The organism is Psychromonas aquatilis (genome assembly GCF_038155185.1).
GTDB classification, from domain to species: Bacteria; Pseudomonadota; Gammaproteobacteria; order Enterobacterales; family Psychromonadaceae; genus Psychromonas; species Psychromonas aquatilis.
On record NZ_JBAKAZ010000003.1, the window covers coordinates 18,581 to 40,915 of the forward strand.

Consider the following 22,335-nt stretch of genomic DNA (forward strand, 5'->3'; position numbering starts at 1 on the left):
TTCGGTGGCGACTGAATCACTCAATCCTAGCTATCGTTTATTTCTCATTTATATATATTAAGGACAATTTATTTATGAAAAAACAACTTTCGATCGCCGCTGCAGCGGTTTCAATTGCTTTGTGTTCTCTTACAGCACAAGCCGCAGACTTTAAGCCTGCAGTTGCATACGATTCAACTGGTAAATTCGATAAATCGTTTGGTCAAGCTGTCGCTGAAAATGGCGTAAAGAAATTCATGGAGCAATCTGACGTTGACGTACGTGAATTAGTACCATCAAGTGACGCTCAGCGAGAGCAAGGTCTTGAACGTTTAGCACGCCGAGGCTTTAGTCCAATCCTAGTAGTGGGCTTTTTATATGCGACACCACTACAGAAAATTGCTGCTAAATACCCTGATAGTGAATTCATTATCATTGATGCAGTGGTCGATTTACCCAATGTAAAATCAGTTTTATTTAAAGAGCAAGAAGGTTCTTTCCTTGTCGGTGCAATTGCTGCAATGAAATCAGAAACCAATAAAGTAGGTTTTGTTGGTGGTATGGATATTCCACTTATTCGTCGATTTTCTTGTGGCTACGAGCAAGGTGCAAAATACTACAATAAAGATGCAGAAATATTCCAAAATATGACAGGTTCAACAAATGCGGCTTGGTCTGATCCAGCGCGTGGCGCTGAACTTGCTAAAAGCCAATTTAGTAAAGGCGCTGATGTTGTCTTTGCAGCAGCCGGCGGGACAGGTGCAGGCGTTTACCAAGCAGCTGTAGATGAAGGTAAGTATGCAATCGGTGTTGACTCTAACCAAAACTATATTCACCCTGGCGTGATGCTTACCTCAATGGTTAAACGTGTTGGCGTAGCGACAGTTGATGCATTCAAAGCCGCTGAGCAAGGTACTTTTACACCGGGTATTGAAGTACTAGGTTTGAAAGAGAATGGTGTTGATTGGGCTATTGATGAATATAACCGCGATTTAATCACACCAGAAATGGAAGTAGAAATTAATGGTATTAAAGCAAAAATAATATCAGGTGAAATCAAAGTACATGATTACATGAGTGACAATACCTGTAATTACTAAACTTCCTAAAACGATCACGCTTCCTTACTAAAAATAAGGGAGCGTTTTTGTTTTAATCCATTGTAAAAATAATAATTAACGTTATCTAACTCAACATATCACTATATAACTATTTATTTTTTCAATAAAAAAGACACAAATGAATATATGTAATATTTTTACTCCTTAAGCATTAATGATGCATATATCAGTAGATACAATAGAGAGCTTAATTTATGTCTCAGCCTCATAATGAAAATAATATTGCTTTAGAGCTTTGTGGTATCGATAAAAAATTTGGTGCAGTACATGCTAATCGCAATATTGACTTAAAAGTACCAGCCGGCACAATTCATGGAATCATCGGTGAAAATGGTGCGGGTAAATCAACGCTCATGAATATCATTTATGGGTTTTATATAGCAGATTCTGGCGATATAAAAATATCAGGTAAAGTACGCAAATTAACAAGTTCAAAAGAAGCCATTAGCTACGGAATTGGCATGGTACATCAGCATTTTATGTTGGTTGATAATTTTAGTGTATTAGAGAATGTTATTTTAGGTGCTGAAGAAGGCGGTTTATTACAACCTAGCTTAAAAAAGGCACGCAAAGAGTTACAACGTTTAGCAACCGAATATCAATTAGACGTTCCACTAGACGCACTTATCGAAGACCTTCCTGTTGGCCTGCAACAACGTGTGGAAATATTAAAAGCCTTATACCGTGGTGCAAAAATTCTTATTCTCGATGAACCAACGGGTGTATTAACGCCACAAGAAACTGACCACCTCTTCAAAATCTTTGATGCTTTACGCGACCAAGGTGTCACTATTTTACTTATTACCCATAAGTTAAGAGAAATTCTTGCCGCAACTAACAATGTCTCTGTTATGCGCCAAGGAGAAATGGTCGCACATCGTAAAACAGCAGAAACAAACAAAGAAGAGCTCGCCGAACTGATGGTTGGCCGTAAGGTGCGCCTCAAAGTAGACAGATCGAAAGCCAAACCACAACAAACCTTATTAACAACAAATAAATTAACCTATACCGATGAAATGGGCGTTGACCGCTTAAAAGAAGTTTCGATGTCTATCAAAGCAGGTGAAGTTGTAGGTATAGCTGGGGTTTCAGGTAACGGCCAATCGGAGCTCATGAGCGTATTAGCTGGTTTGTTAAAACCAACGAAAGGACAGCTTAATATTAATGGTACATGGATTGATGCTAACCACCCTAGTTCTGCAGCAAAAGTACGAGAATTAGGTGTCGGCCACATCCCTGAAGATCGCCTGGTAATGGGATTAATTAAATCATTTACCGCTGAAGAATCAGCTATTTTAGGCTACCAAAACTCATCAACTTATAATGGTAAATTACTTAATAAACCTGGTGTTATTAATCAAGAATGTGCTCGTTTAATGGAAGAGTGGGATGTTCGCCCTCAAGACCCTAAGTTACGTAGCTCTTTATTCTCTGGCGGTAATCAACAAAAACTAATTATTGCCCGTGAAGTAGATAAAAACCCCGACGTATTATTAATCGGTCAACCAACTCGTGGTGTAGATATAGGCGCGATTGAAACTATCCATAAACGCATCATTGAACTACGAGATCAAGGCAAAGGTATTTTACTTGTTTCAGTAGAATTAGATGAAATTATGGCGTTATCTGACCGCATTATTGTGATGTTTGATGGCCAAGTCGTTGGTGAAGTTTCTGCAGAGCAAGCTAACGAAAAACTGTTGGGTATGATGATGGCCAATATTATGCCTGAAGAGCTTCAAACAACCGTGCAACAACCTAGTGCTGGAGAGCAGCTATGAACGACTCAAAGATACCTTCATGGGTGAGTATTATTGTACTGCCTTTGATTAATATATTATTTGCTTTTGCATTCTCTGCTTTTATTTTTATTGCGGTTGATGTTGACCCAATAGAAGCAGCTAAAACAATGATTAGCGGTGCATTAGGCTATCAAGAAGGGATTGGCTATACATTTTACTATGCAACCAACTTTATTTTTACCGGACTCGCCGTTGCGGTAGCCTTTTCTGCTGGCTTATTTAATATTGGTGGTGAAGGACAAGCGTATATTGGTGGACTAGGTGTTGGCCTTGCCTGTTTAGGATTAGATCATACCCTACCTTTCTGGGCGATCCTCCCTATTACTATGTTTGCTAGTATGGCATTTGGTGCATTATGGGCACTCATTCCAGCCTATTTACAAGCTTACCGCGGCAGCCATATTGTTATTACGACTATTATGTTTAATTTCATCGCTTCATCATTGATGGTTTACTTAATGGTTAATGTATTAAACCAAAAAGGTCAAATGGCCCCTGTCTCACGCTTATTTGAGCCTGTTGCTGTATTACCTGGTTTTCATACTATTGCAGCTTGGTTTGGCTTTGGATTTGCAGAATCGCCAATGAACTTAAGTTTTATCATTGCACTTATTTGTTGTGTACTGGTCTGGCTACTGCTGTGGAGAACACGCTGGGGTTATGTCATTCGCGCAATGGGTTCAAGTCCCTCTGCCGCTGAATATGGTGGTATCAACCGAAAACATTTAATCATTATTGTGATGCTTATTTCAGGTGCACTATCGGGTTTATTAAGTTTGAATGAGGTCCAAGGGTACTCACAACAGCTGAAGCTTGGTTTTGTTGCTGGGTATGGCTTTACAGGTATCGCAGTTTGTTTAATCGGCCGTAACCACCCTTTTGGCATTATCTTAGCCAGCATATTATTTGGTATTCTCTACCAAGGTGGCGCAGAACTTTCTTTTGATTTTCCTGATATTGACCGTGAAATGATCCAAGTAGTACAAGCATTGGTTGTATTATTTAGTGGCGCACTTTCGCTGATGCTGGTTAAACCCACGGAAAAACTATTTGTATATCTTGATGCAAAGAAGAAAGCTAAAAACACATTAGTAGCGGAGGCTTAAATTATGTATGAAAGTATCATCTTAATACTCGATGCAACACTAAGGGTTTCTGCTCCTTTAATTCTTGCAGCATTGGCAGGATTATTTTCAGAACGTTCAGGTATCGTAAATATTGCCCTAGAAGGTAAAATATTAGCCTCTGCCTTTGCCGCTGCTGCGACCGCCTCTGTCACAGGTTCGGTCATGTTTGGCCTATTCGCTGCAATGGCGACCTCTACGCTATTATCTTTATTGCACGGATTTGCTTGTATCACTCACCGTGGCGATCAGATCGTTTCAGGTGTGGCAATTAATATGCTCGCAGCTGGTTTGACAGTGACATTAGGCGGTTACTGGTTTGGTTTAGGTGGTCAAACACCTCCTTTAACCGAAACGCAACGCTTCACCTCAATCACGTTACCAGGTGCCGACGCTGTTGCCGACATTCCGGTAATAGGTCTGCTGTATAGCGAACTCATATCAGGGCACAATATTTTAGTTTATTTCGCGTTGTTATTGGTGCCTATCTGTTGGTGGGTTGTCTATAAAACACGTTTTGGTTTACGTTTACGCGCAGCAGGTGAAAATCCTCATGCCGTTGATACAGCGGGTATTTCTGTGGCTTGGTTACGTTATCGAGCATTAATTTGTGCAGGTATATTAACAGGCATAGCTGGTGCTTATTTATCCACGGCGCATAGCGCGGGCTTTGTGCCTAACATGAGTGCAGGTAAAGGTTATATTGCACTAGCTGCTCTCATCTTTGGTAAATGGAAACCTGTTCCTGTGTTGTTCGGTTGTCTGCTCTTTGGCTTCTTAGATGCCATGGCCATTCGTCTACAAGGTGCTGAATTACCATTTATTGGTGAAATCCCAGTACAGGCGATTGAAATATTACCTTACGTCTTAACGGTATTATTACTGGCAGGCTTTATAGGGCGAGCAGTAGGACCTAAAGCGGTGGGAACACCTTATATTAAATCACGTTAATAAAAACAATAACCTAGTTCACTTGGTAACGCTTCGTGAGCTAGGTTTTCATGGTCTTTAACGAATAAATAAAGGGGCAAATATACGTAGAGTCTTGAGCTGTCAGTATTTTTGCTAACAATGCCTTTAATGAGACATTATAAAAACTAAACTTCGAGCTGTTTTTTCCACTCTGCAATCGCTTGAATATGTTCGGGAGTTATCCCACAACACCCGCCTATTACATTAGCCCCATGGGCATGCCATTTTTTTACAAATGAGAGATACTCTTCAGGAGAAAGATCTCGCGATCCTTGCACCACTTCATTTGCTTTATGATTAGCTAAAATAGGAGTAAAACTATTAGCAAATGCACCAATTGAAATTTCTTTAGGGTATTTTTTAAGGCAGCTTTGGGTCTCAACTATTGCTTGCTCAATAACTTCAGGGATAGAGCAATTAAACAAAATCCCTTCTATTTTTCTACTCAGTAAAATGGCAATGGCATCAGTCACTAACTCACCCGAACGTAATTTAGGAGCAGATTTTATCTCATCACTTAATGTAAACGCGTAATAACAAGGCTTTGCAGAATCTTCCATAACCTGAGCGATCACACTCGCTTCTTCAATGCTTGAAATAGTCTCTGCTAACCATACATCTACAAATTGATCTTGTGCGTTATACAAGTTATTTAAAATATCAAAAGCGCGCTCTTTCTCAAATAGGTCTGGGCGGTATGATCCAAAAGCAGGCGGTAAAGAACCAGCAACAAGCACCTTTTGAGGCGCTTTATTTGCTACCTCACTGGCAATCATCGCCGCTTGTTTAGCTAACGCATGTCCCTTTGACTTATACAGCGACTCACCAAGGTGAAAAGGAACACAGGCATAACTATTCACAGAGATAAGCTCAGCACCGGCATCAATAAAACCTTGATGCGCTTGAGCAACAAAATGTGGTGCTTCAATAAGAGCTTGAGCACTCCAAAGAGGTTGAGAAAAAGGCGCGCCTATTCGTTTAAGCTCTCGCCCCATTCCTCCATCTAATACCGTTAAATTTCTCATGCTAGACTTCTATGTATCTAAAAATAATGGCGGTATTTAAACACAACTATAGTGAATCCGCATGATTATTTTGATCAACTTATTGACGGGAGTGTAGCGGGAATAAATCGCAGATAATTTAAATGTAATAGCCAATGTAAAACGACACTGGCTATCTTCTATAAAAAAGCAATGAGTAACAATTATATTTAATTGTTAGCTACCTCTATAGGTTGAATAAGCAAACGGTGAAAGCAATAAAGGGATGTGGTAATGCTTTGTATCTTGTACTTTAAAGCAGATTTCGGCACTAGGGTAAAAAGCATCAATGCCTTGCTTTTCCCAATAACTATCCAGTTCAAAGACCAGCTTATAGGTTGCAAAAAGTTGCTCTGCAGATTTATCTTCAAACCAATCAGATTCACTCCAACCATCAATACGGCCATCTTCATTTGTTACTGCAGAAGATAACTTTGTCCACTCACCCTCTTTAAGTATCCAAAGAGCAAGGTCAATGCCTGTAGCAGGTTTACCTAATGCCGTGTTAAGGATATGGGTTGTGATTGGGGGATTTTTCATAATAACTTCTCCAAACGTATTGTTGTTATTTTAGCTTGTTCATTGCCAGCAATTTGCATTTCATCTTCAAAACTATTGGGCATTCTCTGTTTAATTAATTGCAACATTTCTTCTGCACTTTTACCCGATGCGCAGACAATAAAAATAAATCCAAACTTTTCAAAATAAGCTCTATTTAATTGCACCATTTCTTGAAGAACAGCTGAATCAGCTTCAGACATACCAGCTTGCTCATTACTGGCAGTACCAGACGTATTCGCATACTTTTCATGTAACGTATTCAAATCACCTATTTGAGGATGGCCAAGAAAAGCGGCTAAATAGTCTTGTTGGTTTAACTGTGCGAAACATTTTTCAGACGTTTCTAAAAGTTGTGAAGCTTCTGTAAAAGGACGGGCAGCAATCATCTGCTCTACCCAATTCGGTGCACAACAACATGTTTCAAAAATTTCGTAGGCTTGCTCAACAGTTGCTTTGTTCAACTTATCTAAACTCATCAAAATTCCTTTTAAGTTTTCATTATCAATATTGTTGAATGAATATTGGTAACATAATATTTTGCTAAGCGCTTCGATGGTGCATATCCAAAGAATATGTCCACTTTTGGTGCTTACCTGTTTGTTTTAATAATAACCAGATTACTCATAAAATCCCCTTTTAAAATTAATATTGGCTAACTTATCGTTTGAAAATCAAGGATATTAGCTTTTTTTACAAGGCATTTTTTTTCTGATCCCGTACAATCTTTTTATAACTGGTAAGGTTATTGCTAATATCATACCAACTTTGACCAATTGGACAGGTTACAAATAAACAGTAATAACTGAGCTCTTATTGTTAAAAATATTTGAATAAAGAAAACGAAGCGTGTTCAAACAATTCGTATAAAAAAGGACTAATTAATGAGTAATGTTAAACGTTTAGCGATGCAGGGGATCACTAAAGCATACCCTGGCTGTATAGCTAACGATCAGGTTTTCTTAGAGATAAAACATGGGGAAATCCACGCATTATTAGGTGAAAATGGGGCAGGAAAAAGCACCTTAATGAAAATGCTTTATGGGGTTGTTAAACCTGATGCAGGCACCATTACTTGGAATGGTAAGCAAGTGACTATCTCCCAACCTTCAGTTGCTCGAGGGTTAGGTATTGGCATGGTTTTTCAACATTTTTCATTATTTGAAACCTTAACAGTAACTGAAAATATTGCATTAGTATTGGGCGATCAAGCTGGTAATACGAAAACCCTAGCAGCAAGGATCAAAAAGACATCTGAACGTTACGGTATGCCGCTAGACCCTGATCGTCGCATTTCTAGCTTATCAACAGGTGAACGTCAACGTGTAGAAATTGTTCGCTGTTTACTACTAAATTTACAGTTACTTATTTTAGATGAACCAACCTCAGTACTAACCCCTCAAGAAGTTCAAAACTTATTCAAAACCTTAAAACAACTAACAAGTGAAGGTTGTTCAGTCCTATTTATTAGTCATAAATTACATGAAGTAACAGAGCTATGTGACAGTGCAACTATTCTTCGCGCTGGTAAAGTTACTGGCCACTGTAACCCGAAACAAGAAACTTCTGAGTCGATTGCTCGAATGATGGTTGGTGATGATATTGCCATCGACAATGACTGCCAACGTGCAGTTGGCGGTGATGTTTTTGCGCGTATTAATAACTTATCTACCACTGCTAAAGGCCAATTTGATATTGCCCTGAAAAATATCAACTTAGAAGTAAAACGTGGTGAGATAGTAGGTATCGCAGGCATTGCAGGTAATGGTCAAGAGGAGCTATTAAAAGCACTTTCCGGTGAAGATATTCACCCTAAATCAACTGCCATCACCTTTGGTAATACTAACCAGGCAGTGGATTCGTTAGATCCTTTACAACGCCGCCGATTAGGACTTTCTTTTGTACCTGAGGATCGATTAGGCCGTGGTGCAGTACCTGATATGGATTTATGTGACAATGCGTTGCTGACTAGTTTTGATTCAGGTTTAGTAAAAAACGGTTTTTTAATCAAATCAAAAATTGTCGAACTCGCCGATAAAATAATTAAACAATATAAAGTTAAAACACCAGGTAATCACAATACCGCAGCGAGTTTATCTGGTGGTAACTTACAAAAATTTATTGTGGGAAGAGAGATAGACCAAAATCCGCAGTTTTTAATCATGTCACATCCCACTTGGGGGGTCGACATAGGTGCTCAAGTTGCTATTCATGAAGCGATTTTAACATTGAGAGATGCAGGTTGTGCCATTTTAATTGTCTCAGAGGATTTAGATGAGCTATATAAAATAAGTGATCGTTTAGGGGCTATTTGTGATGGTAGTATTTCACCTTTTTTACCTCCGGAAGATTTACCCGTCGTAAAACTAGGGCAATGGATGGCTGGTGATTTTGATACTGAATCAACCCAAATAAATAGCACAATAGGAGCAGCACACAATGATTAAATTAATACCTCGCGTTCAAGCATCTGAAAAATGGGGATATTTATCACCTGTACTGGCTGTTTTTCTAACGGTTATTACCAGTATCTTTTTATTCACCGCGCTAGGAAAAGATCCGATAGAGGCACTTTATACTTTTTTCATTAGTCCAATTGCTAATTGGTATGGTATTACCGAGTTATTGGTAGTCGCCATCCCCATTTTACTTTGTGCTTACGGTTTAGCTCTTTGTTATCGCGCTGCAATATGGAACATCGGTGCTGAAGGGCAACTTTTAGCAGGCGCTATTATGGGCTCGGTGGTCGCTTTGCAATTTGTCGATTCAACAAGTTGGGTAGCACTTCCTTTAACATTATTAGGCGGCATGGTTGGTGGCATGATCTGTGCCGGTATCTCTGCATTTTTAAACCTTCGTTTAAACTGTAATGAAACTCTAGTGACCATCATGATGAACTACATTGCGCTTAATACATTATTATGGGCAGTTTACGGGCCATTAAAAGACCCATATGGTTATAACTTTCCTGAAAGCGCATTATTCGGAGATAGCACACTATTACCCGTGATGTTTGAAGGTACACGTTTACATATTGGTTTACTGCTTGTTTTACTGGCACTAGTAGCTGTTTGGGTATTTATGAGTAAAACTTTTTTAGGCTTTCAAATTAAAGTTTTAGGGTTAGATAAACCGGCAGCTCATATGGCTGGATTTAAACAAAAGAAATTAGCTGCAATGGTGTTTTTAGCATCAGGTGCACTTGCTGGATTAGCAGGTTCAGTGATCATTACCGGTACAACAGGACAATTAATTCCAGCTATATCACCAGGCTATGGTTACTCTGCCATTATTGTTGCCTTCCTAGGCCGCTTACACCCTATTGGCATAACATTAGCAGGTTTATTAATCGCATTATTATTTATGGGCGGAGAACTTTCACAGATGAACTTAGAGCTCCCAAGAGCTATAACAGGCATACTGCAAGGCTTGATTCTGTTTTTCCTATTATCGTGTGATGTATTAATTCGTTATCGAGTGCAATTCACCTTCAAACGTGCCACTGCATAACGTACCTTAAGGAAGTTTAAAAATGGATATTGATTTACTAACAAATATTTTATACATGATGATCATGACAGGCACACCACTTTTATTAGTTGCTTTGGGTGAAATGGTGTGTGAAAAAAGTGGCGTATTAAACCTAGGTCAAGAAGGCATGATGCTGATGGGTGCCGTCGCTGGCTTTATTGCAATGTATCATACTGACAGTTATGTCTTAGGCTTTATTTTTGCAATGCTAGTGGGTGTACTTATGTCGCTCTTATTTGCAGTGATAACCCTACAACTTAATGCCAACCAAGTTGCAGCGGGGTTAGCACTTACTATCTTTGGAACTGGTTTATCAGCTTTCCTTGGAACAGATTACGAAGGAAAACAAATTCCTGTTTTACCATCATTATCAGTTTCTCAATTACAAGACATTCCTTTAATTGGTAAAGCTTTGTTTGCGCAAAATGCAATTGTTTATTTAAGTTGGCTTTTAGTCGTGCTTGCTTACCTATTCTTCCGCTATCACCGTCAAGGGTTATCGATTCGAGCTGTGGGTGAAGACCCAGCGGTTGCAAGTAACTTAGGTTTACCAGTAATGACAATCCGCTACCTATGTGTTGCTTTTGGTGGCGCTATGGCGGGGTTAGCAGGTGCTTACTTATCTATTGCATATACACCGATGTGGACAGAGGGAATGGTGTCAGGAAAAGGCTGGATCGCATTAACCTTAGTTGTATTTGCAAGCTGGCGTATTGAACGTATTGTGTTAGGCGCTTACCTATTTGGTTTTGCAAGTATTATGCATCTTGTTGCTCAGGGATTAAATTGGGATATCTCTTCTAACCTATTAGCAATGATGCCATATGTAGCAACCTTAGTTGTATTGGTGATGTTAAGTCGTGATAAGCAGAAATTAAAACTGTTTGAACCAATGTCATTAGGTAAGCCATGGCATAGAAGCAACTAACCCAGTAAGTTAGTTAATACTTACTTTATCTTTAAACCGTTGTTATGAATGTAACAACGGCTTTTTATTGGCTTTCATTTAGGTTATCTACACTCCCCCACCCTACTGAGTCATTAGCATATTGAACTTTTACTATTGACTACGTTACTCTCACTAACAACTCAAACGAGTTATAGCTTAAAAATATTAAAAGTAATGGTATGGGAATTGTGCTTTCTATCTAATACCAATCTAAGTAAAAATATGATCTAATTGATTTATCTATTGCGATTAAAGTAACTCAAGATAGAGAATATAAAAAAGACAGATTTTAAAGTATTTTCCCGTAAGCAAACTTCATTACAAATGAAAATGCGTTTACTGGCTTTAGCACGTTTTCAAGATGGCCATTCACGAACCCAAATTGCTCAGTTCCTAAAAGTGAGTAGACCTAGCGTTAATAAATAGGTGAGTATCTATCTAAGCGGAGTAGTATTGACTTTCGCTTCGGGGCGTTGACGTTAGTCTCCCTGCTTGCATTAAAGCAGAAACATTAAACTTCCCCTGGGGCGGTGACTTTAGTCTCCCTGCTTGCGTTAAAGCAGAAACATTAAACTCCCCCGGGGCGGTGACTTTAGTCTCCCTGCTTGCATCAAAGTACAAAACCAAAACAAACATCACCTAAGTAAAATGCAACAAGATAAACAGCGAAGTGCTTTGTTTTATTGACTACATCTACAAGGGAGGCTAAAGCCACCGCCCCGAGATCGAAAACAAAAATCATCGAAGAAAAATGCGATAAGGTAACGAGCAAAGTGTGCTCTTTTGTTCATTGCATCTACAAAGGAGGCTGAAAAAAGAAGTCGCAAAGCTCCTCCGCTCATGATACTAAGCTGCCGCTTAATTCGCCCACCGCCCCAAAGTCAAAGCAAGGCTCCTGAAAGTGAGTAGACCTAACGTTAATTAAATGGTGTCCGAGATCATTAGACCACTATAGTTAGTATCTATCTAAGCAAAGGTCTCAAAGGGTGAAAAGTATGTGCTTTAGGGATTGGATGAAACTGACCAGTGAATTTTACAGATTGGTATAAATTGTTGCTTTTCATGTCGTATCTTGGAATAAATTGGAAGTTAGCATGGCAGTGGTTGCCTGAATGCTCCCACGCAAAACATGGGAACCAGAAATGACAGAGCGCTCTCAAACGAAGTTAATAAACAAAAATAGCTAACCTACTTTTCCTTGTTCTGTTCTCAACTGCACTAAATTACTTTGTAATTCCTGCCATTGTTTACCTTTTGGTGCTGAGGCTTTATTTTCTAAACTTTGATAGAGCCCCACCAGCTGACCTGCTATTGAAATAGCAACTTCCATTGGGAGTTTTCCTGAGACTTCAGATAAGCCAACAGGACAAACCATCTTCTCAATTTGCTTGTCAGAAAAACCACGTTGACTTAAGCGATATTGGAATTTTTTAGCTTTAGTATCAGAGCCAATCACCCCCAACCAAAGCGACTTATTTTGTTTTAAAATCGCTTTGCATAATGCAAAGTCTAGCTGGTGGTTATGTGTAAGAATCAGAGAAGCCGTATTATTTGCTGCTTGTTTCACTTGCTCAACAGGATCTTCATCAATCACTTTTTTAACGTTCGCTGGAATATTTTTAGGAAATAGTCTTGAGCGGCTATCTATCCAACGTACTTTCATCGGCAATTGCGCTAAAATAGGCACTAATGCTTGCGCTACATGCCCCGCACCATAAATATCCAAGGTGACTTGATCGCTTATAAACACTTCAAATAAGACCATCACTTGCCCACCACAACATTGCCCTAGACTTGCACCTAACTGAAAATTCTCTACCAACTGACAGGTTTCACCTTTAGCAATAAGATCTCTAGCATATTTAATCGCTTTAAACTCTAAATGCCCACCACCAATAGTCGCATAAATATTTTGCTCACTAACGACCATTTTTGTACCGCTACCTCGAGGTGCTGAACCAGCAGTACTTAAAACAGTAATTAACACATAATTTTCAGCACTATTATCTAACTCAATAGCCGCTTGAAGCCAACTATGAGAGTGCAAACCTTGAGTAGAGGAATTAAGCATTATTAGCCCCTTTTTTTGCACTTTCGGACCACTGTTTCGCCACTTCTACTGCATTTAATACACGCTCTGCTGTCGCTGGTGTATTCAAGTTTGGTGCATATTGATAATCAGTGATACTGGCTAAAGCATTACGAATCGCACTCCAAACACTGATACCTAACATAAATGGCGGCTCACCAACGGCTTTAGATTTAAATACTGTTGTTGCTGGGTTTTGTGAATCATAAAGTTTGACATTAAATTGTGCAGGAGTGTCACCAATCGCAGGAATTTTATAAGTTGCAGGAGCATTACTTGCTAACACCCCCTCTTTATTCCAACTTAAATCTTCCGTAGTTAACCAGCCCATACCTTGAATAAATGCCCCTTCAATTTGCCCAATATCTAAGGCTGGATTAATTGAATTACCCACATCATGTAAAATATCCACACGTGTTAATGTGTTTTCCCCGGTTAATAAATCAACCTCTACCTCACTTAATGCAAGACCGTAGGCAAAATAAAAGAAAGGATGCCCTTCCGCTTTATCACGGTTGTAGTAGATTTCAGGAGTGCTATAGAAACCAGTAGTAGATAATGAAATACGATTTAAATAAGCCAGGTTAATTAACTCAGGAAAGCTAATTTCACCTTTTTCGTGTATCAACTTATTATTTTCTAACAACATACCTTCAGTGCTCACATCGAAATGTGCGCTAGCAAACTCAAACAATCGCTCTTTGATGGTCGTTGCGGCATTAAATGCAGCCATACCATTAAGGTCAGTACCACTTGATGCGGCAGTAGGCGATGTATTTGGTACTTTATCGGTACGTGTTGCATTGACTAATACATGTTGCATATCAATCGATAAAGCCTGCGCTACAATTTGTGCTATTTTAGTGTTTAAACCTTGCCCCATCTCTGTGCCACCATGGTTAACATGCACTGAACCATCGGCATAAATAACTAATAATGCGCCAGCTTGATTTAAATGCTGCACGGTAAATGAAATACCAAACTTAACAGGGGTAAGTGACAAGCCTTTCTTAATAATAGGAGAGCTTTTATTGAACGCTTTAATCGCTGCCTTACGTGCCCAATAATCACCTTCTTGCTCCATTTGGGCAATCATATCTTTTAAAATAAATTGCTCTATTTTCTGTTTATAAGGGGTGAGATCACGCCCTGGGCGGTATAAATTGAGCTTACGTATTTCTAATGGGTCTTTCCCTAAAGCATAGGCAATATCATCCATTATTTTTTCAGCCATGATCATACCTTGCGGACCACCAAATCCTCGGTAAGCAGTATTACTAACAGTATTGGTTCTACAGCGATTTCCGTTAATATGAGCTGATGGGTAATAATAAGCATTGTCAGCATGAAATAACGCACGATCAACTATCGCATCTGAAAGATCTGCTGAATGTCCGCAATAGCCATTAATGTTAATATCAACCCCTTCAATTAAGCCATCATCATCAAAACCTACTTGGTAAGTATTATAAAAAGGATGACGCTTACCTGTGCTTTTAAAGTCATCACCACGTGCTAAACGTACTTTAACGCTTCTGCCCGTATGGAAAGCGGCTAAGGCAGCTAAACAAGCCCAAGGTGCAGCTTGTGTTTCTTTACCACCAAATGCACCGCCCATTCTACGCATTTCAACCGTCACGTAATTAAAGGGTTGTTTCAATACTTTAGCCACTAAATGCTGTACTTCACTAGGGTGTTGAGATGATGTTTGAATAAACATCCCACCATCTTCAGTTGGCGAAGCGATACTGATTTGTCCTTCTAAATAGAAATGCTCTTGACCGCCGATATCTAATTCACCATCAACAGTATGTTTAGCTGCTTTGATTGCCTGTTGTGCATCGCCACGATTTAAAGCATGTGGTGGACGTACCCAGCTTTCTTGTTTAATCGCTTCTTTGATATCTAATATTGCAGCGCTTTTTTCATATTCAATTTTGACTTTACGAGCAGCGATCCGTGCCGTTTGATAACTGTTCGCGACCACTAATAAAATAGGCTGACTATGATATGAAATAATCTCCTCAGCTAATAAAATATCACCAGTAAAGACAGGACTAATATCATTTTTACCTGGTATATCTTTGGCACTATAAATATCAATAACACCAGCTATTGCTAAAGCTTCTGATGTATCAATACTTAACACTTTACCGCTACTGATCGTTGATAGCACAGGATAAGCATGTAAGCTGTGTGCTTCTTCCGCTCTATCATCTATATAAACCGCTTTACCTGTAACTTGCTTAATCGCGCTTTCATGAATAAAAGATTGACCAATAGCATTACTTTTATTTTTGTCTAATTTATCTGTTTTAAAGTGACGCATGATTAATCCTTGTTTGAATAGCTGAAGTTGATTGAAGATTCACAGATAACGATTGAATCTGACCAGCGCTTTGGTACCAGATTCGATCAAATAAGTTTTTGGTGACCTGTAAACGATAGGTTGAGCTAGCACGAACATCTGATAGAGGCTGAAAGTCTTCTGCAATTTTACTTGCTGCCGTTTGTAACGTGTCTAAATTAAAGGCTTGTCCATTTAATGCTGCAGCGACATTCTTAGCTAAGGCTGGAGTTGCAGCCATTCCACCCATCGCACATTTGACCTGTTGCATTTTTTCATTTTCAAGCTGATAACTTAGTACTAAACAAACCGCTGAAATATCATCTTCAATACGTTTAGAGATTTTATGACAACTTAATTTAAACGTCTCTTGTCGCTTAGGGACATGAATGGAAACAATCACTTCATCTTCAGCAAGCTGGGCTTTGCGATAATCTAAAAAGAACTCATCGATAGGAATTAAACGTTCACCACGTATGCTTTGTAATTTTAGTTGTGCATCGAGTGCAATCAATAACGGAGCAGGATCTCCAATAGGAGAAGCATTCGCAATACTGCCGCCTAGAGAACCCGCATTTCTTACTTGTAATGAACCTAAACGTTCAAAAAGCTCATGGGCTTCTGGGTAAATATGACAAAATTTATCTATAAATTCACTGTAGGGTAAAGCAGCGCCAATTTCTAGCCCTTGCTCACTCTCTTCAAATACCATTAATTCACTACAATAACGAACAGAAATTAACTGTTGCTTCTGATTAATAAGTTGGCTGAACTCAACTGATAAGTCAGTTGCGCCCGCAACAAATTGTGCCTGCGGATTATTCGCTTTCAATTCACATAATTGCTTTAAACTTTGTGGTAAATAAAATTGTTGGTTTTCTCCATCAAGGCTAACCGTAGGTATCTCATTATCTGCTAATGCTTTTTCTAAATTTGTTGTTAACACCGCTACTTGCTGGCTAAAGCGATGATCTTTATGGGCAATATTAGATTGATCATTATCAGGGTAGCTAAAACATTTTTCAGCAGCTTTTAAAATCGGTTCGTAACCAGTACAACGACAAAGGTTTCCGCCCAAAGCTTGGATGACAGCCTCTCTTCCAGGATAACTTTTATGACTCATATATAAAGCAAATAAGCTCATAATAAAACCCGGTGTACAAAAGCCACATTGTGAGCCATGACACTCAACCATTGCTCTTTGGACAGGGTGCAACTGTTCCAGGCTTGGATTCGGTTTTGTGGTTAATGCTTCAACAGTAAGTAAGTGCTTACCATGCAAGTTACCTAGTAACATCAAACAACCATTAATGCTTTTATAGTGCCATTGGCCATTAATTAAATCGCCAATGACCACGGTACAAGCTCCACAATCACCTGTAGCACACCCTTCTTTGCTACCCACTTTCCCCATATTGGTGCGTAACCAGTCCAAAATGCTCATATTTGGCACAAACTTTGTCAACTGAATCATTTCGTTATTTAATAAAAACTGAATCACGTAAACCTCTCTTTATAATGCAATCCTTTATATATCAGGGATTAACTTATTTTCTGTCAGTCTATAACAAAATAGTTAATCCGCTTTTGACCAATTGGTCAAGTTCTTGCTTGCATACTATGTACCAACCTGATTAATTACTTTTATTTGTTTATTACAAAAAAGACTTAATTCAATCGCTGGCATCAACGGTAAACTGCTATAAAATACGGACCGTCATTAATAAATGGTTAATGCGAAAAACAAACGGAGAAATAACATGAAAAAACTTTTTACGATGTTGTGCCTAACACTGGGCCTAGGGTTATCTGCATTTAGTTATGCTGATGAGCCATTAAAAATAGGCTTCGTATATGTTAGCTCAACAGGTGAAGCAGGATGGACCCACACACATGACCAAGCACGATTAAATTTAGAAAAAGTGTACGGTGACAAAATTAAAACAACTTTTATTGAAAATGTAGCAGAAGGCCCAGATGCTGAGCGCGTGATCACGCAACTAGCACAAAGTGGTCATAAGTTAATCTTCACTACTTCTTTTGGCTTTATGAACCCAACACTTAAAGTAGCAAAACGTTTTCCTGATGTTAAATTCGAACATGCAACAGGATACAAACAAGCTAAAAATGTAGGTACTTACTTTGACCGTATTTATGAAGCTCGCTACCTAACTGGCGTAGTAGCTGGTTACATGTCAAAATCGAATGTTATCGGTTATATCGGTGCTTTCCCTATTCCTGAAGTTGTTCGCGGTATTAATGCATTTACGCTAGGTGCTCGTTCAGTAAACCCAGATATTAAAGTGAAAGTTGTTTGGGTAAATACTTGGTTTGATCCAGCTAAAGAGCGTGAAGCAACAAATAGTTTAATCGATCAAAAAGCAGATGTTATTACTTTCCATACGGATTCGCCAGCACCAGTACAAGCAGCAGAAGATGCAGGTGTTTATGCTATCGCTTACCATTCAGATATGAGCCAATACGGCCCTAAAGCACAGTTAACAGCGGCTATTCATGACTGGAATGACTATTACGCAAAAGTAACTCAAGCAGTATTAGACGGCACTTGGAAATCTGAAGACGTTTGGGGTGGTATCGCTGCAGGTATGACTAAGATTGGCCCATTTAACGCTGAAGTACCTAAGGAAGTTGCTGATAAGGTAACCGCACTTAAAGAGCAAATGATGAATGGTACATTACATGCATTCACAGGCCCAATCAAAAACCAAGCTGGTGAAGTTATTTTACCTGAAGGTGAAGTTATGGCTGACGGTGATTTGCTGAGCATGGATTATTATGTTGAAGGTGTTGACGGTAAACTTAAATAACCTCTGCGCTTTATCCAACAATAAAGGGGCGTGATTAGCCCCTTTTTTTCATCTGATTGGTCAAAAATGAATGAGTTTGGTATTTATGAATAACACAGCAGAGAAAAAAACTGATAATAAAATAACCAAAGCACGTAAAGGCAATTTGCAGCAAATATTAAGTGCTGCTGAGGATATATTTGCTAAAAATGGTTATAAAGGCACCACCGTTTCATCAATAGCTAACGCCGTTGGGTTACCCAAAGCGAATGTCCTTTATTATTTTAAGAGTAAAGAGAAACTTTACCAAGAGGTAATGAATCAGCTCTTAAGTTTATGGATGCAACACATGAATGAAATAACGGCAGACTCTCATCCAAAAGATGCATTACCTAAGTATATAAAAAATAAAATTAAACAATCTCAAAATCATCCAAATGCTTCACGTATTTTTGCCGCCGAAGTATTACACGGCGCTCACTTTCTGCGTACTTCATTGCAACAAGAGTTAAAAGATCAATTTCAACAAACTTGCCAAGTTTTTCAGGCATGGATAGATAAGAAATGGATTGATCCAATTCATCCAGAACACCTCTTGTTTATGCTTTGGTCAAGCACTCAAGCCTATGCTGATCATGGTTTACAAATTAGTATTTTAATGGATAAAGAAGAACTAACAGAAACAGACTTTGAGCACGGTATAACAGCAGTAACACAAGTCATTTTAAAAGGCTGTGGGGTAAAAACTTAGCTTTATTAAGCAGCCTACGGGGTAATAAAATGCCAGTATTGATAACACTGGCATTGACTACATTTTACTATTTAAATGACGTTTGCCGTCTTTTTAGTAATAACTAATTGCGCCTTTTCTAGCGTAATATTCAATTCACCTGTCCCATTAAACGATACATTTAATGGTTTTTTCAGGCAGTTAACCACTACGCTATGTGCTTTTGCTGCGCAGAAGTCCCACTGTAGATGATAAATATCAGTTGTGGCATCTGACTTAATACCACCTGAAACAGGTATCTCCTCCTGATAGCCAAACTCAAGGGTGACAGGCACTTTATTATCACTCACAAGTGCACATTGATATTGCAATTCCGGCGATGTGTTTGAACTAAGTTGAACAACATCAGACACTGCTTTTGTATCTAAGTGACTATGTAATCGCCATTGTAATGTATTTGCTTGATGCAGCTTTATATCATCCCAAATAACCACTCCATGTCCTTCTATGAATACATAAGTACGGGTAAATGACTCAGTCTCATGATAGGCGTTGGCTAGCTCAACCTGACAACAATACCAACCCTCACCCTCTTCTTGAAATACAACGGAAGCCGTTGCATTTTCATCATCACTAATCTGCCCTTCACCACCAATTAACGGTAAATTATGTGCCAATGTTTTTTGTGTCCATTGACTATGATGATCGCTACCAAAACAATAACCATAACTACCCGTTGGCGTTAATACCCCAACACCGTTATCTATCAAGGCTAAATTACCTTGATCTGCATGACGATGAGAACTGTTTCCGAACGGGCTTGCACGGAATGATAAATTTACCTGTTGATATTTAGCAATACCAAAACCTGCATATCCATAAAAGTAACCTGCATTTGCGCGTGGGTTTTTCTGTTTTATGTCACTATTATTAATAAATGCTAATTGTTTGATGGTTGGAATAACGTCCAATAAATGTAAAGCATAATGATTAATCTCTGATTCTAATTTATCACTTGTCGCAACGGCTTGTTCTCCACCAAAGCGCTGTGCATAAATACGTAATGGATTTTGAGCAAAGAACCCTGGCCATTCAACGCTTTCACGCTGGCACCAAAACCCATCACCAAAGGGATGGATTTTTTGATCCGTCGCCACAAAGTCCATAGCAAAGTCACAATAGTTTTTATAAAAGGGATGCTCATAAAAAGAAAAGTCAGTTAATCGTTCAACTGATAAAAAGAATGCATGATGCCATTTACTGTAAGATGACGAATAAAATGGACCTTCAGCCCAGCTACCATCACTTCCGCCATAAAATGGGAAAATACCGCGGTAAACAGTCAATGAATAATTCAACCAGCGCTCACAAACATCACGTTCAAATTCTTTGTGTAACACTAACGCAGCAACACCTAAATAGCCCGGTAATCTCGATGTATGTGAGTGTCCTGGAAATTGTAAAAACTGATCGCCCTCTAAACGCTCTTCCATTTGGTAGGCAATGCGGATTAACATTGGTCGAATAAATGACTTTTCAGGCTCTGTCATTAACGGTGATAGCCAATGATAAGCTAAAAATAAATTACGTGATAAGGATAAACCAACTTCATCCCCCCAAGTTAAAGGTCGTACTAAGGTTGCCGGACCTTCCGGACTCCATTGCGCAAAACTTAATAACAATTCAACCGCTTGTTGACCGCTCTCTTCTTCCTGCCAAATTTTGTAAAGTAATGACAATGTCATTAAGTCTCTGTCGATCCATTCACGGACATTGGTAATAGCCGTTCTTTTACCCGCTTCTTTGCCACGCTTATAGTGATCAGGATAACTAATATCATCGACATCTACCGCTAATGACGCGGTTGCTTTTAACTTTGGATAAACAGCAGCAGATGCCTCTTTAATAAGCTCAATATCCTCATCAAAATACATCATAAATTGCGTGCGTTCAGCGCAGGAATTAAACAACTCACTGGCGGTTGGCGCTAAATAATCAGGAACACTTTCATCAATAACAAAAACAAACCATTGTGACGTTTCATTACTTTCATTGCTTACACGCCACCGATAATGGCCTATTTCAAGCTTAAATGATAACTGCAGTGGTGATCTAACCCCCTTCCATTCCCAAACTTGTTGAGTATCAACCAATTCTAACTCAAGGTTATATAGCAACTCACTAGCAGGCTGTGGCCAATTAAAACTGGGAGGGTTTGTTAATGCGACTTGTTGATCTTCGGGCGATAAAAATAATTGGAAGTCATGATGTCGTTTCAGTTCTAACATCTTATTTCTCCTTTTTAAACCAATGGTACTTACCCGTTTCACGATCTATTCTGCCTAATGGCACAGCAGGTGTTCCACCAACAATGGCATAGGGTTCAATATCACTAGTTACTACCGAGTTTGCGCAAACTAAACTACAACGACCGACGGTAACACCAGGTGTAATGACAACGCCTGAAGTGAGCCACACTCCATCTTCAATAACGACTTTACCTTTCTCAAGATCACTTCGAGCACTAAAGAAATCATCCTCTGCAGAGTACAAATGATTAGAAGCAACAATACTGGCATGTGGTCCAATCAATACGTTTTCACCAATATTAACATCACCGTTTACATAACTATAAAGGCCTACATATGAATGTTGTCCTATTTGATTTTCGCCAATGCGCACTACCGCACCAGGTGCAATTCTAACTCTTTCATTGGTAAAACCAAGAATCGTTGCTCGCGTATTATCATCTTCAAAGTTATTACTCTGCGTGGTGTAGAGTGTAAATTTACGAAACTCTTCTTCGCTTAATTCACCACCAAATTTTTCTTGTATAGACATATTTTTAACCTTAGGCAATGAGCTAGCACTCACCTCCATTGTAATGATATAAGAATGTTGATTAGAAGCTCCAATTGACCAGTTTAAATAGCCTTTCTGATCATTGAAGAAGCAATAATAAATTCATAAAATCCACAATAGCCGTAACAACAATGGACAACAACGGCCTTGTTATGAAGTTGGAATCAAGTTCAGAAAACAAACACTTAATAAGAGCAGATCAATACTGTATGTTATTGGTTATGTAGGTCAAAATTGAATATTGATTTTTCATCACTCATTCGCAATTCACATTTGAAAGGCACATATACACTGAGAAGAAGATAACGATTGAAGGCCCTGATAAAACCAAGCATAGTCATGCCTCAACACGTGTATAGACACGACTACATAGATACTAAAATATAGACACCAAAATTTTGCTCAACATTACCTAGATAGA

17 protein-coding genes and 1 pseudogene are annotated in these 22,335 nt (G+C 38.9%); 10 read left to right on the top strand and 8 right to left on the bottom strand.

What is annotated here, in order from left to right:
• Nucleotides 1–74 precede the first annotated feature (74 nt).
• From V6256_RS01065 to V6256_RS01080, 4 genes are all read left to right on the top strand, one after another.
• Entirely contained in the window at nt 75–1,079 is a 1,005-nt protein-coding gene (locus V6256_RS01065) for a BMP family lipoprotein (protein WP_341596133.1), read from the top strand.
• A 215-nt stretch (nt 1,080–1,294) separates the two neighbouring features.
• Nucleotides 1,295–2,881 carry an ABC transporter ATP-binding protein gene (locus V6256_RS01070; protein WP_341596134.1) on the top strand — a complete coding sequence of 529 codons (1,587 nt, stop codon included), beginning with the start codon at nt 1,295–1,297 and terminating at the stop codon, nt 2,879–2,881.
• Nucleotides 2,878–4,008: an ABC transporter permease gene (locus tag V6256_RS01075; protein ID WP_341596135.1), complete on the top strand. Its 1,131-nt coding sequence runs from the start codon at nt 2,878–2,880 to the stop codon at nt 4,006–4,008. Before V6256_RS01070 ends, V6256_RS01075 begins: the two co-directional genes overlap by 4 nt.
• Nucleotides 4,009–4,011: 3 nt before the next feature.
• Nucleotides 4,012–4,977 carry an ABC transporter permease gene (locus V6256_RS01080; RefSeq protein WP_341596136.1) on the top strand — a complete coding sequence of 322 codons (966 nt, stop codon included), beginning with the start codon at nt 4,012–4,014 and terminating at the stop codon, nt 4,975–4,977.
• 146 nt (nt 4,978–5,123) lie between these two features.
• On the opposite strand, the gene V6256_RS01085 is transcribed toward V6256_RS01080, so the two are convergent.
• The 3 genes from V6256_RS01085 to uraD all read right to left on the bottom strand — a co-directional run bounded on the left by V6256_RS01085 (nt 5,124) and on the right by uraD (nt 7,078).
• Complete coding sequence (locus V6256_RS01085) at nt 5,124–6,023, bottom strand: homocysteine S-methyltransferase family protein (protein ID WP_341596137.1); 900 nt, start codon at nt 6,021–6,023, stop codon at nt 5,124–5,126.
• A gap of 195 nt (nt 6,024–6,218) precedes the next feature.
• A complete protein-coding gene (gene uraH, locus V6256_RS01090) occupies nt 6,219–6,581 on the bottom strand; it encodes a hydroxyisourate hydrolase (protein WP_341596138.1) in 363 nt (120 codons plus the stop codon).
• Nucleotides 6,578–7,078 (bottom strand): 2-oxo-4-hydroxy-4-carboxy-5-ureidoimidazoline decarboxylase, encoded by a 501-nt coding sequence (gene uraD, locus V6256_RS01095; RefSeq protein ID WP_341596139.1) that lies wholly within the window; start codon nt 7,076–7,078, stop codon nt 6,578–6,580. Before uraD ends, uraH begins: the two co-directional genes overlap by 4 nt.
• 405 nt (nt 7,079–7,483) lie before the next feature.
• Here uraD and V6256_RS01100 point away from each other — a divergent pair, with 405 nt between their 5' ends.
• From V6256_RS01100 to V6256_RS16400, 4 genes and pseudogenes are all read left to right on the top strand, one after another.
• A complete protein-coding gene (locus tag V6256_RS01100; protein WP_341596140.1) occupies nt 7,484–9,046 on the top strand; it encodes an ABC transporter ATP-binding protein in 1,563 nt (520 codons plus the stop codon).
• Complete coding sequence (locus tag V6256_RS01105; RefSeq protein ID WP_341596141.1) at nt 9,039–10,109, top strand: ABC transporter permease; 1,071 nt, start codon at nt 9,039–9,041, stop codon at nt 10,107–10,109. Before V6256_RS01100 ends, V6256_RS01105 begins: the two co-directional genes overlap by 8 nt.
• A 22-nt stretch (nt 10,110–10,131) precedes the next feature.
• On the top strand, nt 10,132–11,058 hold the full coding sequence (locus V6256_RS01110; RefSeq protein ID WP_341596142.1) for an ABC transporter permease: 927 nt from the start codon (nt 10,132–10,134) through the stop codon (nt 11,056–11,058).
• A gap of 345 nt (nt 11,059–11,403) precedes the next feature.
• Nucleotides 11,404–11,502, top strand: a pseudogene (locus tag V6256_RS16400) (helix-turn-helix domain-containing protein); the annotation flags it as partial.
• A gap of 760 nt (nt 11,503–12,262) precedes the next feature.
• Here V6256_RS16400 and xdhC read toward each other — a convergent pair.
• Genes xdhC through xdhA form a run of 3 tightly spaced genes read right to left on the bottom strand, consistent with a single transcriptional unit; the run spans nt 12,263 to nt 17,016 of the window.
• The gene (gene xdhC / locus V6256_RS01115) at nt 12,263–13,150 is read right to left on the bottom strand and encodes a xanthine dehydrogenase accessory protein XdhC (protein ID WP_341596143.1); all 888 of its coding nucleotides are present in this window, start codon (nt 13,148–13,150) and stop codon (nt 12,263–12,265) included.
• Nucleotides 13,143–15,497, bottom strand: coding sequence for a xanthine dehydrogenase molybdopterin binding subunit (xdhB, locus tag V6256_RS01120; RefSeq protein WP_341596144.1), 2,355 nt, complete (start codon nt 15,495–15,497; stop codon nt 13,143–13,145). Before xdhB ends, xdhC begins: the two co-directional genes overlap by 8 nt.
• Nucleotides 15,484–17,016 (bottom strand): xanthine dehydrogenase small subunit, encoded by a 1,533-nt coding sequence (gene xdhA, locus V6256_RS01125; protein WP_341596145.1) that lies wholly within the window; start codon nt 17,014–17,016, stop codon nt 15,484–15,486. Before xdhA ends, xdhB begins: the two co-directional genes overlap by 14 nt.
• Nucleotides 17,017–17,275: 259 nt before the next feature.
• Here xdhA and V6256_RS01130 point away from each other — a divergent pair, with 259 nt between their 5' ends.
• Together V6256_RS01130 and V6256_RS01135 are read left to right on the top strand one after the other, a co-directional pair.
• Nucleotides 17,276–18,343, top strand: a complete 1,068-nt coding sequence (locus V6256_RS01130) for a BMP family ABC transporter substrate-binding protein (protein ID WP_341596146.1) — start codon at nt 17,276–17,278, stop codon at nt 18,341–18,343.
• A gap of 85 nt (nt 18,344–18,428) precedes the next feature.
• A complete protein-coding gene (locus tag V6256_RS01135; RefSeq protein ID WP_341596147.1) occupies nt 18,429–19,073 on the top strand; it encodes a TetR/AcrR family transcriptional regulator in 645 nt (214 codons plus the stop codon).
• 71 nt (nt 19,074–19,144) lie between these two features.
• Here V6256_RS01135 and V6256_RS01140 read toward each other — a convergent pair whose 3' ends face one another.
• Both V6256_RS01140 and V6256_RS01145 read right to left on the bottom strand, forming a co-directional pair.
• Nucleotides 19,145–21,340 carry a heparinase II/III domain-containing protein gene (locus tag V6256_RS01140; RefSeq protein WP_341596148.1) on the bottom strand — a complete coding sequence of 732 codons (2,196 nt, stop codon included), beginning with the start codon at nt 21,338–21,340 and terminating at the stop codon, nt 19,145–19,147.
• 1 nt (nt 21,341) lies between these two features.
• Complete coding sequence (locus V6256_RS01145) at nt 21,342–21,893, bottom strand: acyltransferase (protein ID WP_341596149.1); 552 nt, start codon at nt 21,891–21,893, stop codon at nt 21,342–21,344.
• Nucleotides 21,894–22,335: the final 442 nt, after the last annotated feature.

Coding starts and splice junctions, on each gene's coding strand:
- V6256_RS01140 (WP_341596148.1), bottom strand. CDS start 21,340: ATGTTAGAACTGAAACGACATCATGACTTCCAATTATTTTTATCGCCC.
- V6256_RS01110 (WP_341596142.1), top strand. CDS start 10,132: ATGGATATTGATTTACTAACAAATATTTTATACATGATGATCATGACA.
- V6256_RS01080 (WP_341596136.1), top strand. CDS start 4,012: ATGTATGAAAGTATCATCTTAATACTCGATGCAACACTAAGGGTTTCT.
- V6256_RS01130 (WP_341596146.1), top strand. CDS start 17,276: ATGAAAAAACTTTTTACGATGTTGTGCCTAACACTGGGCCTAGGGTTA.
- V6256_RS01075 (WP_341596135.1), top strand. CDS start 2,878: ATGAACGACTCAAAGATACCTTCATGGGTGAGTATTATTGTACTGCCT.
- V6256_RS01085 (WP_341596137.1), bottom strand. CDS start 6,023: ATGAGAAATTTAACGGTATTAGATGGAGGAATGGGGCGAGAGCTTAAA.
- xdhB (WP_341596144.1), bottom strand. CDS start 15,497: ATGCGTCACTTTAAAACAGATAAATTAGACAAAAATAAAAGTAATGCT.
- V6256_RS01105 (WP_341596141.1), top strand. CDS start 9,039: ATGATTAAATTAATACCTCGCGTTCAAGCATCTGAAAAATGGGGATAT.
- V6256_RS01065 (WP_341596133.1), top strand. CDS start 75: ATGAAAAAACAACTTTCGATCGCCGCTGCAGCGGTTTCAATTGCTTTG.
- V6256_RS01070 (WP_341596134.1), top strand. CDS start 1,295: ATGTCTCAGCCTCATAATGAAAATAATATTGCTTTAGAGCTTTGTGGT.
- uraH (WP_341596138.1), bottom strand. CDS start 6,581: ATGAAAAATCCCCCAATCACAACCCATATCCTTAACACGGCATTAGGT.
- uraD (WP_341596139.1), bottom strand. CDS start 7,078: ATGAGTTTAGATAAGTTGAACAAAGCAACTGTTGAGCAAGCCTACGAA.
- V6256_RS01100 (WP_341596140.1), top strand. CDS start 7,484: ATGAGTAATGTTAAACGTTTAGCGATGCAGGGGATCACTAAAGCATAC.
- xdhC (WP_341596143.1), bottom strand. CDS start 13,150: ATGCTTAATTCCTCTACTCAAGGTTTGCACTCTCATAGTTGGCTTCAA.
- V6256_RS01135 (WP_341596147.1), top strand. CDS start 18,429: ATGAATAACACAGCAGAGAAAAAAACTGATAATAAAATAACCAAAGCA.
- V6256_RS01145 (WP_341596149.1), bottom strand. CDS start 21,893: ATGTCTATACAAGAAAAATTTGGTGGTGAATTAAGCGAAGAAGAGTTT.